Raw genomic sequence first — 13,293 nt, 5'->3', positions numbered from 1 at the left:
ACCATGACCGGGCGCTTTTTCGATGCATGGGCCGTGGGTGACCGGATCGAACACCCGATCCGCCGCACCGTGACCGAGACCGACAACCTCATGTTTTCGTGCATGACGCACAATCCGCAGCCGCTGCACCTCGATGCTGAGGCCGCGCGCGCCAGCGAGTTTGGCCAGATCCTGGTCAACGGCACTTTCACGTTCGCGCTGATGGTCGGGCTGTCGGTTGGCGAAACCACGCTCGGCACGCTGGTGGCCAACCTGGGCTATGACGCGGTGACGATGCCCAAGCCGGTGTTCATCGGCGATACGCTCCACGCCACCAGCGCAGTGCTGGAAACGCGCCCCTCCCGCTCGCGTCCGGGCGCCGGCATCGTCACGTTCACCCACGAACTGATCAACCAGCGCGGCGAGGTCGTGTGCCGCTGCAAGCGCAGTGCGCTGATCGCGGGAACGCCCGCATGAAACTGCGCTCCCTACTGTTCGTGCCGGCCGACCGGCCGGAACGCTTTGCCAAGGCCGCCGCCAGCGGCGCCGATGCGGTGATCCTCGACCTGGAAGACTCGGTCGCGCTCGCCGCCAAGGATGGGGCACGCGCCGCCGTGGCCGCCTATCTGGCCGATGGGCAGCGCCCATGCCCGGTCTTCGTGCGGATCAATCCGGTGGACAGTGGAATGGCCGCTGCCGATCTGGCGGCGGCGCTGCCCGGCCGACCCGATGGGATCATGCTGCCCAAGGCCGAAGGCGCGGAAACCGTCGGCACGCTTCTGGCCATGATGGGCGCGCAGGCCGTGCCGATCCTGCCGATTGCCACCGAAACGCCGGCCGCCGTGTTCGAACTGGGCAGCTATGGCGATGTGCGCGCCGCGCTGTGCGGGCTGACCTGGGGCGCGGAAGACCTGCCCGCCGCGATCGGCGCTGCCACCGCGCGCGAGGACGATGGCCGCTATACCCCGCCCTACGAACTGGTGCGCAGCCTGACGCTGTTCGGCGCGCACAAGGCCGGCGTGGCCGCGATCGAGACGGTCTTTCCCGCCCTGGCGGACCTCGATGGCCTGGCGCGCTATGCCGCGCGGGCGCGCCGCGATGGCTTTACCGGGATGATGGCGCTGCACCCCGCGCAAGTGCCGGTGATCAATCAGGCTTTCACCCCCACCCCGGCCGAGATCGACCACGCCCGCCGCGTCGTCGCGCTGTTTGCCGCCGATCCCGCGCTGGGCGTGGTGCAACTCGATGGCCGGATGATCGATCGCCCCCACCTCAAGCAGGCAGAGGCGATCTTGGCGCTGGCAGCGCGCAGCCAGCGGTAACGAAACCCTGGCGTGCCAGGTTCAGCCGACCGTCACGCCTGCCACCTGCCACGCGCCATCGACGTGTTCCAGCGTGACCGTCTCCACCACCTCGCCCTTCTTGGCAAAGTGGCTGCGGAATTTCACCACTTCATAGCCGTTGGGGGGTGCAGGCAGGTTCTGTTCGCTGAGCAATTGACGCGATTGCACCATGCCCAGGTCGGCATGGACCTTTTCCGAAACGTTCGCCCAGACCTGCTGCGTGTTGGCCTTGCGGAAACGCATGGTGGTCATGCGATAGGTCTGGGCCCAGTCGTGCTGGTCGGCAAGCTCGAGGAAACGGCGTGCCGTGGCGATAATCGCGGGATCGCTGGTTTCGACCGTGGCGGCGGGTTGCGGATCTGACGATGCATTCATCAGCGGCAGCGCCACAAGCGCGGCCAGTCCCATCAGCAATGACATGGCGATACTTCCTGTCTTGATCCAGCCGCGACGAGCCATTCGTCCGGCCAAGCCAGGCTGTTCCATATCGCCGGGGTGCGGGGCTTCCCCCAATTCGCTGTCCCCTGAATTTTTGGGGGGCTCTCCCTCGGCATCGAAAAGCAGCCGCGCCGCTTCCCGGCTGCTCGACACCGCAAGCTTGCGCCGTGCATCCCGCAGGCGCTCGTTGATCGTGTGCACCGAAAGATCGAGGCGGCAGGCGATCGATTTGGCATCGTGCCCGCGCACCATCAGACGCAACACCTGCCTTTCCTTTTCGGTCAGCGAGTCAACGGCGTGGGTGATCGGCGTGGTCATGGCCGGGCCACGACTATGGCAGGCGATCCGCGCCAACCACCCCTAAATTCTTGTACTGCCGTTCCCGCGTGCAACCAGTGGTGATCCGGGCGCGCGGAAAGGATCAGGCGAGAAACCCGCCCAGCCGCCCACGGATGACGTCCTCGGCCTCGGCCACCATGCGGCTCAGCAGCTGCGCGCAAGTCGGGATATCGTGGATCAGGCCCTGCACCTGCCCGGCCCAGACCAGCCCCGCCTCGACATTGCCGGTTTCCAGCGCCTCGCGCCCCTTGGCGCCCGATACCAGCGGGCGGATATCTTCGAACACCGCCTCGGGCCGGGCAGAGATGTCCACCACGCGATCAGACACCGGCGTTGCCGCCACGCGCCCGGTGTTGTGAAACCGGCGGAAGATCAGGCGCGTATCGCGCTCGCTGTTGGCCACCAGCAACTGCTTGATCGCGTCATGGATCGGCGCCTCTGCCGTCGCGCAGAACCGCGTGCCCATGTTCACCCCTTCGGCGCCCAGCGCCAGCGCGGCAGCCAGCCCGCGCCCGTCACCAATGCCGCCGCTGGCCAGCATCGGAATGCTGATCTGGTCGGCTGCGGCGGGGATCAGGATCAGGCCGGGGATATCATCCTCACCGGGGTGGCCGGCGCATTCAAAGCCATCGATGCTGATCACGTCCACGCCCATCTTCTGCGCAGAAACGGCATGGCGCACGGCGGTGCACTTGTGCAGCACGGTCACGCCGTGGCTTTTGAAATCCTCGATATGCTCGCGTGGGTTGTGACCGGCGGTTTCCACGATCTTGACCCCGCTATCGATGATCGCGCGGCGATACTCCGCATAGGGCGGCGGGCTGACCGAGGGCAGGATCGTCAGGTTCACGCCAAACGGCTTGTCGGTCATGGTGCGGCAGCGTTCGATCTCGCGCCGCAGATCATCGGGCGTCGGCTGGGTCAGCGCGGTCAGGATGCCAAGCCCCCCGGCGTTGGATACCGCGCTCGCCAGTTCGGCGCGGCCCACCCACATCATTCCCCCCTGCACAATGGGGTGGGCAATGCCCAAAAGCTGCGTAATCCGGGTCTTGATCGCCATGATTGCACCTCACATCGGAACGGCACGGCCCAGCGCCGTCCCTAACGGGACGCGCCGTGGCCAGGATTGGGGAACGGGGGCTGGGCTTCAGGTAAAGCGCGGCGGACGCCGTTCGGCAAATGCGGCAATGCCTTCGGCCGCTTCGGCCCCGGCGCCGGCATCGGCAATGCGCACCACTTCCAGGTCAAGCTGCGTGGCCAGGTCGTTCTGCATGCTGGCCGCGAGCAGGGCGCGCGCGCCGGCAATCGCGCCAACCGGCCCCTGGGCGAGCCGCTCGGCCACGGCCAGGCCTTCGTCGAGCAGCGCCTCGGCCGCGACCACGCGGGTCACCAGGCCGATCTGCGCGGCCTCGTCGGCGCCGATGCGGCGGTTGGTCAGGATAATTTCCTGCGCGCGGCGCAGGCCCACCACGCGCGGCAGGGTCCAGCTCATCCCGCCATCGGGCGTCAGGCCCACCATGCCATAGGCAGCGGTGAAATGCGCGGAGGGCGCGGCCAAGGCCACGTCGCCCAGGATCGCCAGGCTCAACCCGGCGCCAGCGGCCGGGCCGTTGACCAGCGTGACCAAGGGCTTGCCCATGCGCGCCAAGGCCAGCACCGAACGATGCACCGAGCCGGCCAGGGCAAACAGGAACGCCGATGGCCCCTCGCTCGCGCGGCCGAACGAACCCACGTCACCGCCGCCGCAAAAGAGCTTGCCCGTCCCGGTCACGACCACGCAGCGCACGCTGGCATCGCCTGCCACGCTCGCCACCACCTGCTCCAGCCGGGTGGCCGTGGGCATGTCGAGCGTGTTGCCCGCCGCCGGGCGATTGAGCGTCACGATCGCAACCGCGCCGCGGCGCTCCACCAGAACCAGATCGTCGCTCATGCGCAGGCCTCCATCGCTTCGCGCCCCAGCCGGGCCAGGCGCGGAAAGGCTTCCGCGCGCTGCGCCGCCTGGGCATTGGCCGCCGTGCCGCGCAGCACGCGGCCCTTGATGCCATGAAAGATCGCCGCCAGCCGAAAGAACTGGAACGCGACATAGAAATCCCAATTGGCAATGCCCGCGCGCCCGGTGCGCGCGCAATAGCGGGCGATATAGTCCGCCTCGCTCGGCAGGCCCAGCGGCTGCGGATCGGCGCCGCCCAGCCCGGCAACGATATCGCCCGGCATGCGATACATCATCGCGTGATAGGCAAAATCAGCGAGCGGATGGCCCAGCGTCGAAAGCTCCCAGTCGAGCACGGCGAGCACGCGCGGCTGCGTGGGGTGAAAGATCATGTTGTCGCAGCGGAAATCGCCGTGGACCAGGGTGGTCGTGTCATCATCGGGAATGGCCGTGGGCAGCCAGGCGACAAGCGCATCCATATCAGGATCGCGCCCCGCCAGCTCGTCTTCCAGGTATTGCCGGGTCCAGCGGCCGATCTGCCGGGCGAAATAGTTACCGGGCTTGCCATAATCGCCCAGCCCCACCGCGACATGATCCACCCCGTGCAGGGCGGCGATCACCCGGTTCATCTCGTCGAAATAGGCGGCACGCTCGTCCTTGGCCACTTCGGCAAAGCTCGCGTCCCAGAACACGCGCCCGTCCACCATGTCCATCACGTAAAACGCGCTGCCGATCACGGCATCGTCGTCACACACGCCCAGGATGCGCGCCACCGGCACGTCGCTGCCCGCCAGGGCCTGCTGCACCCGCGCCTCGCGCTGCACGTCGTGCGCGCCTTTCAGCACGGTGCCCGGGGGCTTGCGCCGCAAGACATAGCGCGCCGCGGGCGTTTCCAGGCGATAGGTGGGGTTGGATTGGCCGCCGTTGAACTGCGCCACGCGCAGCGGCCCGGCAAAGCCCGCGACATGGGCGGAAAGCCACGCCGCCAGCGCCTGTTCGTCCAGCGCGGTCCGCACCGCACCGACGCCGGCATTGGCTTGGGCAATCTGCGCCGCATCAAGCTGCGCGGGCGGTGCCGATTGCTCAGTGCGCATGGGCCTGCTTCCAATCGCGCTTGATCTTCTTGGCCAGGCTCCACTTGTGCACTTCGGTCGGGCCATCATAGATGCGGAACGCGCGGATTTCGCGGAACACCTGCTCCACGATGGTCTTGTCAGTCACGCCAGTGCCGCCCATAACCTGGACGCAGCGATCGGCCACGCGCATCAGCGCCTCTGACACTGCTACCTTGCTCATGCTGCTTTCGGCCGTGCCCAGGCTGCCGGTATCGAGCACGCTGGCGCACCAGTCGATCATCAGTTCCGCCTGCTTCAGGTCGATCAGGTTTTCGGCCAGCATGAAGCCGACGCCCTCGTGATCGATCAGCGGCTTGCCAAAGGCCATGCGGCGGTTGGCATAGTCGCTGGCGATCTCGTTGGCGCGCTGGCAGGCGCCCAGCCAGCGCATGCAGTGCGACAGGCGCGCGGGCGAAAGGCGGATCTGGGCATATTTGAACCCTTCGCCCGCCTGGCCCAGCATCTGGTCGGCCGGCACACGCAGATTATCGATCGTGACCGTGGCATGGCCACCTGGCATCGAGCTGTCGATCGTATTGGGCACATGATCGATGCGGATCGCCGGATCGGGCAGATCGACCAGGAACATGCAGGCGCCGCCTGCGCTGTCGGCCTCTTCCGATCGCGCCATGACGATGCCCACCTGCGCGCCATCGGCCCCGGTGATGAAGCACTTGGTGCCGTTGATCACCCAATGGTTGCCATCCTTGCGACAGGTGGTGATCATCATCGACGGGTCAGACCCGGCGCCCTGCAGTTCGGCCGGCTCGGTCATGAAAAAGGCCGATCGCGCATGGCCTTCGACCATGGGCTTGAGGAAACGCTCGCGCAGCGCGGCGTCGCCCACCTTGCCCAAAAGGTACATGTTGCCCTCATCAGGCGCGGCCGTGTTGCAGGCCAGCGGCCCCAGCGGCGAAAGACCGCTGGCCGCCAGGACCACCGCCGTCTCGCGCTGGGTCAGATGGCCGCCGTCGGGCATGATGTGCGGGGTCAGCACGCCGGCCGCACGGGCCTTTTCACGCAGTTCATGCACCAGCGCATCGGTCGGCGCGCCGTGATGGTCGCGGCGCGGGTCTTGTTCATAGGGCGCGACCACCTCGCGCACAAAGGTTTCCACCTTGCGCGCCAGGTCTTGCGCCGCTGCCATGCCGATCCCGCTCATCACCCTCTCCTTGTGCTTTTGGTCTGGTGTCTGCGCGCTCAGCGCGGGGCCATGCGGATCGCGCCGTCGAGGCGGATAACCTCGCCATTGAGCATGGAATTGCCCACGATCGCTTCCACCAGCTTGGCATATTCGGCCGGCTGGCCCAGGCGGCAGGGGAACGGCACCTGCTGCCCCAGCGAATCCTGTGCATCCTGCGGCAGGCTGGCGAGCATCGGCGTCCAGAAGATGCCCGGCGCAATGGTGTTCACGCGAATGCCAAAGCGGGCCAGTTCACGCGCGATCGGCAGCGCCATGGCAGCCACGCCGCCCTTGCTGGCGGCATAGGCCGGCTGGCCGATCTGGCCATCGAACGCGGCAACGCTGGCAGTGTTGACGATCACCCCGCGCGCGCCATCGGCATCGAGCGGTTCAGCGTCAAAGATGCGCGCGGCAAACTTGGACAACACGTTGAACGTGCCGATCAGGTTGATGTTGATGATCTTGGCAAAATCAGCGAGCGGCAGCGGGCTGCCATCGCGGCTCAAGACTTTGGCTGGCGGGGCAATCCCTGCGCAGTTGACCAGGATGCGCGCCTTGCCGTGCACGGCTTCGGCCTGGGCGATAGCATCGCTCACCGATGCTTCATCGGTCACGTCCACCGTCTTGAACAGGCCGCCGATTTCGGCTGCCTTGGCCTCTCCGGCTGCCGCGTTGAGATCGAACAATGCCACCTTGGCACCGCGCGCGCTGAGCATTTCTGCTGTCGCGGCACCCAGGCCCGATGCGCCGCCGGTAACGATGGCCGCAAGGCCGTTGATATCCATGAACCTGTCTCCCGAACTCTGTCGATTTGCTGTTGTCTTTAGGATGCTTTGCCGCGCGGCCGCACTGGCCGAAACACTAGCGCGCCTATCCCGCCCCAGTCATCCAGCCAGGGCCCGTGCGATCACCATGCGCTGGATATCCGATGTGCCTTCATAGATCTGGCACACCCGCACATCGCGATAGATCTTGGCCACGCCGTATTCCTCGAGATAGCCATAGCCACCCAGCGTCTGGATCGCGCCCGAGACCACCGCCTCTGCCGTTTCAGAGGCGACCAGCTTGGCCATCGAGGCTTCCTGCAGGCAGGGTGCCCCGGTCTGTTTTACCGCAGCGGCGTGCAGCACCAGCTGGCGCGCCGCCTCCAGCCGCGCGGCCAGGTCGGCCAGGCGGTGGCCCACGGCCTGGTGGGCGATGATCGGCTGGCCAAAACTTTTGCGATCCTTGGCATAGGCCACGGCAATGGCCAACGCGGCGTCCGCCATGCCGATGCACTGCGCGGCAATGCCGATGCGCCCGGCCTCCAGGTTGGACAGCGCGATGCGATAGCCCTGCCCCGGCGCGCCCAGCACCATGTCGTCGGGCACGAACACATCATCGAACCGGATCGCGCAGGTATCCGATGCCCACTGCCCCAGCTTGTGCTCCACCTTGTCCACGACATAGCCGGGGCTGTCGGTGGGCACGAGGAAGGCGGTGATCCCCTTCTTGCCGGCGGCCGGGTCACTGGCGGCAAAGACGATCGCCACCTTGCCGATGCGGCCGTTGGAAATGAACTGCTTGGCGCCGTTGAGCGACCAGCCGCCCTCCACCCGCGTGGCTCGCGTGCGCAGGGCCGAAGCATCCGATCCGGCGTCGGCCTCGGTCAAAGCAAAGGCGCCCGTGGCGCGTCCGGCCACCAGATCGGGCAGGAAGCGTTCGCGCTGCGCGGCACTGCCATAGGCCAGGATGCCGGCCACGATCAGGCTGTTGTGGATCGAGACGATCGTCGAAAGCGCCCCATCGCCCGCCGCAATCTCGATCAGCGCCAGGGCATAGGACACCGCGTCGAGCCCCGCGCCGCCTTCGCTTTCCGGCGCGGTCATGCCCATCAGGCCCAGTTGCGCCATCTGCGCGAACAGTTCGGGGGGATAGCCACCCGCTTCCTCGAACGCGCGGGTGTTCGGGCGCAGCTGCTCCTGGGCAAAGGCGCGGACCATCTCGCGCACGGCCATCTGGGTTTCGTCGAGAATCATGGATACTGACCGGACTATTGTTTACTCACGAGTAGATTGCCTTCTGTCCGGTATCATGTCAACACGGCGAAGCAGCCCATGGAGCCAAAAAGTTGCCGCCAGCCGATTCCCCATTTCAATCCCCGCAACAGCGCAGCAAGGCGCGCGCCGCCAAGCGCGAGGCCGTGCTGCGCGCGGCGGTGCAGATGTTCAACGAACGCGGCTTTCACCAGACCTCGCTGGATGACGTGGCGGCCAGCCTGGGGATCTCCAAGCCGACGATCTATCACTACCTCGGCAACAAGGATCAGGTGCTGCTCGAATGCGTGACGATCGGCCTGTCGCAACTGCTCGAAGCGGCAGAGCAGGCGCGCCAGACCGATGGCAACGGGGCCGAACGGCTGCGCCTGTTCCTGACGCGCTATGCCCAGGTCAACATGGACGATTTCGGCCGCTGCGTGGTGCGCACCGGGGCGGAGGCGCTCGGCCCTGACAGCCGCGCCCAGTTCCAGGCGCTCAAGCGCAAGATCGACAGCGCCATGCGCGAACTGATCGAGGAAGGCGTGGCTGATGGCTCGCTGGCGCCGACCAATACCAAGCTGCTGGGCTTTGCCTTGGCCGGCGCGCTCAATTGGCCGGGCCGCTGGCACGATCCCCAGGGCGAACTGCCCCCGGCGCGCATTGCCGAAGAACTGGTTGCCATGCTCGCGCAGGGCTTTCTGCCGCGCTAGACGGTGCGATTGTCCCGGCGCCACAGGCGCGGATCAGCGAGGTGGATGGGCAGCGACAGCGCCAGTGGCAGGGCGATCCACGGCCAGGGCGCACCGACCAGCGCGGCGCGCAGGCCCAGCACGATCAGGGCCGCCGGGCCAAGCATCACCAGCACCAAGGCCAGGCCGCGCCCGCGCGCGAGCAGCCAGGCCGCCTCCACCACCAGCGCCGCCAGCATCACGTCGGCGGCATGGCCACTGGCGAAATAGGCGCCCATCCCGCCTGCCCTAGAACGGGCCGTTCAATTGAACGACCTGCCAGTTAAGCATGCCAGCCACGCTCACCCACGCCAGGTAAGGCAGCAGCAGCGCGGCGGCGAGCCGCGAGATGCGCAGGCAATAGAGGATCAACACCGCGATCGAGCACCATAGCGCGACCAGCTCGAAAAAGGCCCAGTCCGGCCGCTGGACGCGAAAGAACAGCAGGCTCCACAAGATGTTGAGAAAACCGTTGAGGGCAAAGAGCCCGATCACCGTGTCAGACGTGCGCACATCACGCGCGGCGCGCCAAGCATTGACCCCGGCGGTTGCCGCCAAGGCAAAGATCACTGTCCAGGCGATCGGAAACACCGGGCGCGGCGGGGTGAACGCCGGCTTGTGCAGCGCTTCATACCATGGCCCAAGGTCGGTGATCGTGCCGCCCAGCAGCGCGACCACCAGCGCCGCGACCACGGCGATGCCCACGGGCATGGCCCAGGGCCGGCTCATGGCGCGGGACTTTCGGTGGCGGGCCGGGCCAGGCCGAGCAGGTGTGCGCAATCTTTCAGGAAAATGCGCAAGTGCGCCATGGGTCGCTGCCGCACCAGTCGCTTGTTCATATAGGCCTGCCAGGTCAGCTGTTGCACATCGCGATCGGCGCACATCGCCACAAAGCGCTCGCGGCGCTTGTCGCTGGAATACCAGAAATACTGCATCATCCCGAGAATCCAGAACACGCGGCCATGCGCGCGCAGGAACGTGCGCCGCGCCTGCCGCAAGACCGCAGGATTGCCACAGGCGAGGAATTCCAGCGCGGTCTGCGCGGCAATGCGCCCACCGGCCATGGCGTAATAGATTCCCTCACCCGAAGCCGGCGCCACCACCCCGGCGGCGTCGCCCGCCAACAGCACGTCGCGCCCGTTGTCCCAGCGGCGCAGCGGCTTGAGCGGGATCGGCGCGCCTTCGCGGCGGATCGTCTCGCACCGCGCAAGGCCCATATCCTGGCGCATCAGCGCCACCGACTGGCGCAGCGAAAAGCCCTTGCGCGCCGAGCCCACGCCAATGCTGGCGGTTTCACCATGGGGAAAGACCCAGCCATAGAAATCGGGCGAGACGCGGCCCTGATAGAGCACGTCGCAACGCGTGGCGTCGAAATCCTGCCCACCAGCGACGCCTTGCGCTGTGGCCGGCGCGCGGATCACCTCGTGATAGGCAAAGACGCAAGGGTTGCGTTCCGCTCCCGGCACATGCGCGCGGGCCACGGCCGAGCGGGCGCCATCGGCCCCGATCACCAGCCGCGCGCGCACCTGTTCCACCGCGCCGCCGCGCGTGGCGCGATAGCGCACGATCGCCCCGCCGTCCGCGTCGCGCTTCAGGCTGTCATAGGTGCCGGTGCGGCGCACGGCGCCGGCGGTGGCGGCACGGTTGCGCAGCCATTCGTCAAACACCTCGCGGTCGACCATGCCGACATAGCCGATCTCGCCCACCGGCATGTCCACCGCGCGGCGCGAGGGCGCGACCATGCGCGCGGCGCGCGCCCGCGCCACCAGCAGCGATTGCGGCACCTCGAACTCTTCCAGCAGGCGCGGCGGCACCGCGCCGCCACACGGCTTGATCCGCCCACCGCGATCAAGCAACAGCACCGACCGCCCGGCGCGCGCCAGATCCCAGGCCGTGGTGGCGCCGCACGGGCCGCCGCCGATGACCACAACATCGAACTGTTCGTCCTGGTTCATATCGCCACAGACCTCAGGCTGGCGACCGGCCGGGCCACGCCGCGCGTGCGCATGGCCAGGAGCGCGGAATAGAGAAACAATCCCGCCTCGGCGGCAAAGATCAGGGCAAAGGCCTTGCCCGGCGTGCCAAAGGCACCGCGCGCCACATCGACGCCCAGCGCGCCGATCAGCCCGCCCAGGCCAAAGGCAATGGCCTGCGCCGTGCCCCACACGCCCATGCGCACCCCTTCGCCCTGGCGGCGGCCGGCGCCGGCGAGGCCCATCATCGATCCGATGGCGGACACGGCAAAGGCGCCGTTGCACAGGCCCAGGAGGGCAATATTGGCCGCGATCGGCCAGCCCGGGCCAACCCAGGCAGCCATCGCCAGCCCGGCCAGCGCCACGGCCGAACCCAGGCAGCCGACCATGGTCCAGGTGCGCAGCTCGATCGGCAGGCGCCCGCGAAACGCGCTGCCGCCCACGCCGGTTGCGATCATGCCGATCAGCACGCCGCCGTTCTGCCATCCCGACAGGCTGGTCGATTGCCCCGGCGTCATGGCAAAAACCAGGCCGGTGAAAGGCTCCAGGATCAGATCCTGCATGCTGTAGGCCAGCATCGACACGAAGATGAACAGGGTAAAGCGCCGGGCCTCATCGTCGGCAAAAATTTCGCTCAACGCCTCTTTGAGCGAGAGCGGCGGCCCGGCCAGCGGCGCCGTAGTGGCGCTCAGCAGTGGCCCGCGCCCCTCCAGGCGGAACGTGGCCAGCACCGTGACCAGCAGCGCCGCGCCCACCACGCCTGCGGAAACGGCGGTCAGCCGCTGTTCGGAATAGGGATCGAGCAGCGCCCCGGCCGTACCCGCTGCCACCACGATGCCAAAGACCATCATGATCCAGGTCACGGCAGCGGCCGCCGCGCGCCGTTCGGGCGCCACGCCCGTGGCCAGCAGCGCCAACACCGAGGTGCCCGCCGCGCCCACGCCGGCGCCGATCAGGGTAAAGGCAAAGACCGACAGGGCAATACCCTTGACGCGCGATTCATCGAGCATGGTCACGCCATGCACCGCCAACAGCGCGCCCAGCCCCAGCGTAACCATGCCGGCCAGTATCCACGGCGTGCGCCGCCGGCCAATATCCGATCCATGGCCCCACAGCGGGCGCGACAGTTGCACGCCATAGTGCCAGGCCACCAGCCCAGCCGGAATGCCGGCGGCGAGGCCATATTCCAGCACCATCAGGCGGTTGAGCAACGAGGTTGCCAACATGGTGATCGCCCCGATCGCCGCCTGCACCGCGCCCAGGCGCAGGATGGACCACCAGCCGAACGCGTGCTGTCTCACAGGTATCCTCCCAGGCCGAGCGCGGCGGCCATCATGCCAAAGACATAGAGCGACACGCCGGTGGCGTTGTACCAGGGCGCGCGCGCCGCCGGATCAGCCACCAGCCGGGGCATCAGCGCGAGTTGCGCCGCCAGCAGCACCGCCACGGCCAGCGCCGGCACCGCCAGATGCCAGCGCCACAGCAGCAGCACGACCACCCCCTGCGGCACGGCCATCACCACGCTGGCCAGCAAGGCCGCGCGGCGTTCGCCCAGGATCACCGGCAAGGAGCGCAGCCCGGTCAGCCGATCACCGACCACAGCCTTGAAATCATTAAGTGTCATGATGCCATGCGCGCCCAGGCTATAGAGCGCCAAGACCGCCAGCACCCGGCCCGAGGGCAGCGCCCCGGCCATCACCGCCGCCCCGGTAAACCAGCTCAACCCTTCATAGCTGAGCGCCACCACCGCCGGGCCGATCCAGCCGCTGGTCTTGAACCGCAAGGGCGGCGCGCTGTAGGCCCAGGCGCAAGCGAGGCCCAGCGCCGTGGCCGCCAGCACCCATGGCCCGGTGAGCGCCGCCACCAGCAGCGATACGCCGCTCCAGATGATCGCGATGGCCAGGCCCCAGCGCCCGGCGATGCGGCCGGAGGGGATCGGGCGGTGCGGCTCGTTGATGGCATCGACATGGCGATCGAACCAGTCGTTCACCGCCTGGCTGGTGCCACATACCAGCGGGCCGGCCAGCGCAATGCCCGCGATCAGGAAAGACCAGCGCGAGGCAACCGGCACGCCCGATGACAGCACGCCGCACACCATCGCCCACATCGGCGGAAACCAGGTGATCGGCTTGAGCAGGGTGACAACGTCCCGGAGCGCCGGAAGTGGCGCCATCGCGGGAAAGGCAGCAGAGCGAGCCATGGCCGAAGACTACGCCCATGGCGCGCCATGCGTCAAATTAAATTGAC

15 protein-coding genes are annotated in these 13,293 nt (G+C 67.6%); 3 read left to right on the top strand and 12 right to left on the bottom strand.

All coding sequences use genetic code 11. The features are described 5' to 3' along the window. Positions 1 to 3: 3 nt before the first annotated feature. Both C8K14_RS01010 and C8K14_RS01005 read left to right on the top strand, forming a co-directional pair. Complete coding sequence (locus C8K14_RS01010; RefSeq protein ID WP_107715336.1) at positions 4 to 456, top strand: MaoC family dehydratase; 453 nt, start codon at positions 4 to 6, stop codon at positions 454 to 456. Next, on the top strand, positions 453 to 1,301 hold the full coding sequence (locus C8K14_RS01005) for a CoA ester lyase (protein ID WP_107715335.1): 849 nt from the start codon (positions 453 to 455) through the stop codon (positions 1,299 to 1,301). The genes C8K14_RS01010 and C8K14_RS01005 overlap by 4 nt, the downstream gene beginning before the upstream one ends. Positions 1,302 to 1,322: 21 nt before the next feature. Here C8K14_RS01005 and C8K14_RS01000 read toward each other — a convergent pair whose 3' ends face one another. The 7 genes from C8K14_RS01000 to C8K14_RS00970 form a co-directional block, all read right to left on the bottom strand. Continuing rightward, a complete protein-coding gene (locus tag C8K14_RS01000) occupies positions 1,323 to 2,078 on the bottom strand; it encodes a DUF4019 domain-containing protein (protein ID WP_107715334.1) in 756 nt (251 codons plus the stop codon). 103 nt (positions 2,079 to 2,181) lie between these two features. Next, complete coding sequence (locus C8K14_RS00995; protein WP_107715333.1) at positions 2,182 to 3,159, bottom strand: nitronate monooxygenase family protein; 978 nt, start codon at positions 3,157 to 3,159, stop codon at positions 2,182 to 2,184. An 87-nt stretch (positions 3,160 to 3,246) separates the two neighbouring features. After that, complete coding sequence (locus C8K14_RS00990) at positions 3,247 to 4,029, bottom strand: enoyl-CoA hydratase/isomerase family protein (RefSeq protein ID WP_107715332.1); 783 nt, start codon at positions 4,027 to 4,029, stop codon at positions 3,247 to 3,249. Further along, the gene (locus C8K14_RS00985) at positions 4,026 to 5,123 is read right to left on the bottom strand and encodes a phosphotransferase family protein (protein ID WP_107715331.1); all 1,098 of its coding nucleotides are present in this window, start codon (positions 5,121 to 5,123) and stop codon (positions 4,026 to 4,028) included. The genes C8K14_RS00990 and C8K14_RS00985 overlap by 4 nt, the downstream gene beginning before the upstream one ends. Further along, positions 5,113 to 6,306 carry an acyl-CoA dehydrogenase family protein gene (locus tag C8K14_RS00980; RefSeq protein ID WP_062784113.1) on the bottom strand — a complete coding sequence of 398 codons (1,194 nt, stop codon included), beginning with the start codon at positions 6,304 to 6,306 and terminating at the stop codon, positions 5,113 to 5,115. The genes C8K14_RS00985 and C8K14_RS00980 overlap by 11 nt, the downstream gene beginning before the upstream one ends. A gap of 38 nt (positions 6,307 to 6,344) precedes the next feature. Then, positions 6,345 to 7,112, bottom strand: coding sequence for an SDR family NAD(P)-dependent oxidoreductase (locus C8K14_RS00975; RefSeq protein ID WP_107715330.1), 768 nt, complete (start codon positions 7,110 to 7,112; stop codon positions 6,345 to 6,347). Positions 7,113 to 7,211: 99 nt separating this feature from the next. Continuing rightward, positions 7,212 to 8,345 (bottom strand): acyl-CoA dehydrogenase family protein, encoded by a 1,134-nt coding sequence (locus C8K14_RS00970; protein ID WP_107715329.1) that lies wholly within the window; start codon positions 8,343 to 8,345, stop codon positions 7,212 to 7,214. Positions 8,346 to 8,437: 92 nt separating this feature from the next. Between C8K14_RS00970 and C8K14_RS00965 the strand changes: the two genes are divergently transcribed. Continuing rightward, positions 8,438 to 9,055 carry a TetR/AcrR family transcriptional regulator gene (locus C8K14_RS00965; RefSeq protein ID WP_022678334.1) on the top strand — a complete coding sequence of 206 codons (618 nt, stop codon included), beginning with the start codon at positions 8,438 to 8,440 and terminating at the stop codon, positions 9,053 to 9,055. On the opposite strand, the gene C8K14_RS00960 is transcribed toward C8K14_RS00965, so the two are convergent. Genes C8K14_RS00960 through chlG form a run of 5 tightly spaced genes read right to left on the bottom strand, consistent with a single transcriptional unit; the run spans position 9,052 to position 13,246 of the window. Next, on the bottom strand, positions 9,052 to 9,312 hold the full coding sequence (locus C8K14_RS00960; RefSeq protein WP_107715327.1) for a hypothetical protein: 261 nt from the start codon (positions 9,310 to 9,312) through the stop codon (positions 9,052 to 9,054). The two genes, C8K14_RS00965 and C8K14_RS00960, sit on opposite strands and share 4 nt — an antisense overlap. A gap of 10 nt (positions 9,313 to 9,322) precedes the next feature. Then, positions 9,323 to 9,802 carry a TspO/MBR family protein gene (locus tag C8K14_RS00955; RefSeq protein ID WP_022678336.1) on the bottom strand — a complete coding sequence of 160 codons (480 nt, stop codon included), beginning with the start codon at positions 9,800 to 9,802 and terminating at the stop codon, positions 9,323 to 9,325. Beyond that, positions 9,799 to 11,028, bottom strand: a complete 1,230-nt coding sequence (locus C8K14_RS00950) for a geranylgeranyl diphosphate reductase (protein WP_107715326.1) — start codon at positions 11,026 to 11,028, stop codon at positions 9,799 to 9,801. The genes C8K14_RS00955 and C8K14_RS00950 overlap by 4 nt, the downstream gene beginning before the upstream one ends. Then, complete coding sequence (locus C8K14_RS00945; protein ID WP_233250833.1) at positions 11,025 to 12,347, bottom strand: BCD family MFS transporter; 1,323 nt, start codon at positions 12,345 to 12,347, stop codon at positions 11,025 to 11,027. Before C8K14_RS00945 ends, C8K14_RS00950 begins: the two co-directional genes overlap by 4 nt. Further along, on the bottom strand, positions 12,344 to 13,246 hold the full coding sequence (gene chlG / locus C8K14_RS00940) for a chlorophyll synthase ChlG (RefSeq protein WP_107715325.1): 903 nt from the start codon (positions 13,244 to 13,246) through the stop codon (positions 12,344 to 12,346). Before chlG ends, C8K14_RS00945 begins: the two co-directional genes overlap by 4 nt. Positions 13,247 to 13,293: the final 47 nt, after the last annotated feature.

Source organism: Novosphingobium sp. GV079, assembly GCF_003058045.1.
Lineage (GTDB): Bacteria > Pseudomonadota > Alphaproteobacteria > Sphingomonadales > Sphingomonadaceae > Novosphingobium > Novosphingobium capsulatum.
The sequence above is the reverse complement of the archived record's forward strand: the minus strand, read 5'-3'. Positions and strand labels throughout refer to the sequence as shown.

Coding starts and splice junctions, on each gene's coding strand:
- C8K14_RS00975 (WP_107715330.1), bottom strand. CDS start 7,112: ATGGATATCAACGGCCTTGCGGCCATCGTTACCGGCGGCGCATCGGGC.
- C8K14_RS00995 (WP_107715333.1), bottom strand. CDS start 3,159: ATGGCGATCAAGACCCGGATTACGCAGCTTTTGGGCATTGCCCACCCC.
- C8K14_RS00960 (WP_107715327.1), bottom strand. CDS start 9,312: ATGGGCGCCTATTTCGCCAGTGGCCATGCCGCCGACGTGATGCTGGCG.
- C8K14_RS00980 (WP_062784113.1), bottom strand. CDS start 6,306: ATGAGCGGGATCGGCATGGCAGCGGCGCAAGACCTGGCGCGCAAGGTG.
- C8K14_RS00985 (WP_107715331.1), bottom strand. CDS start 5,123: ATGCGCACTGAGCAATCGGCACCGCCCGCGCAGCTTGATGCGGCGCAG.
- C8K14_RS00970 (WP_107715329.1), bottom strand. CDS start 8,345: ATGATTCTCGACGAAACCCAGATGGCCGTGCGCGAGATGGTCCGCGCC.
- C8K14_RS00990 (WP_107715332.1), bottom strand. CDS start 4,029: ATGAGCGACGATCTGGTTCTGGTGGAGCGCCGCGGCGCGGTTGCGATC.
- C8K14_RS01005 (WP_107715335.1), top strand. CDS start 453: ATGAAACTGCGCTCCCTACTGTTCGTGCCGGCCGACCGGCCGGAACGC.
- chlG (WP_107715325.1), bottom strand. CDS start 13,246: ATGGCTCGCTCTGCTGCCTTTCCCGCGATGGCGCCACTTCCGGCGCTC.
- C8K14_RS01010 (WP_107715336.1), top strand. CDS start 4: ATGACCGGGCGCTTTTTCGATGCATGGGCCGTGGGTGACCGGATCGAA.
- C8K14_RS01000 (WP_107715334.1), bottom strand. CDS start 2,078: ATGACCACGCCGATCACCCACGCCGTTGACTCGCTGACCGAAAAGGAA.
- C8K14_RS00950 (WP_107715326.1), bottom strand. CDS start 11,028: ATGAACCAGGACGAACAGTTCGATGTTGTGGTCATCGGCGGCGGCCCG.
- C8K14_RS00955 (WP_022678336.1), bottom strand. CDS start 9,802: ATGAGCCGGCCCTGGGCCATGCCCGTGGGCATCGCCGTGGTCGCGGCG.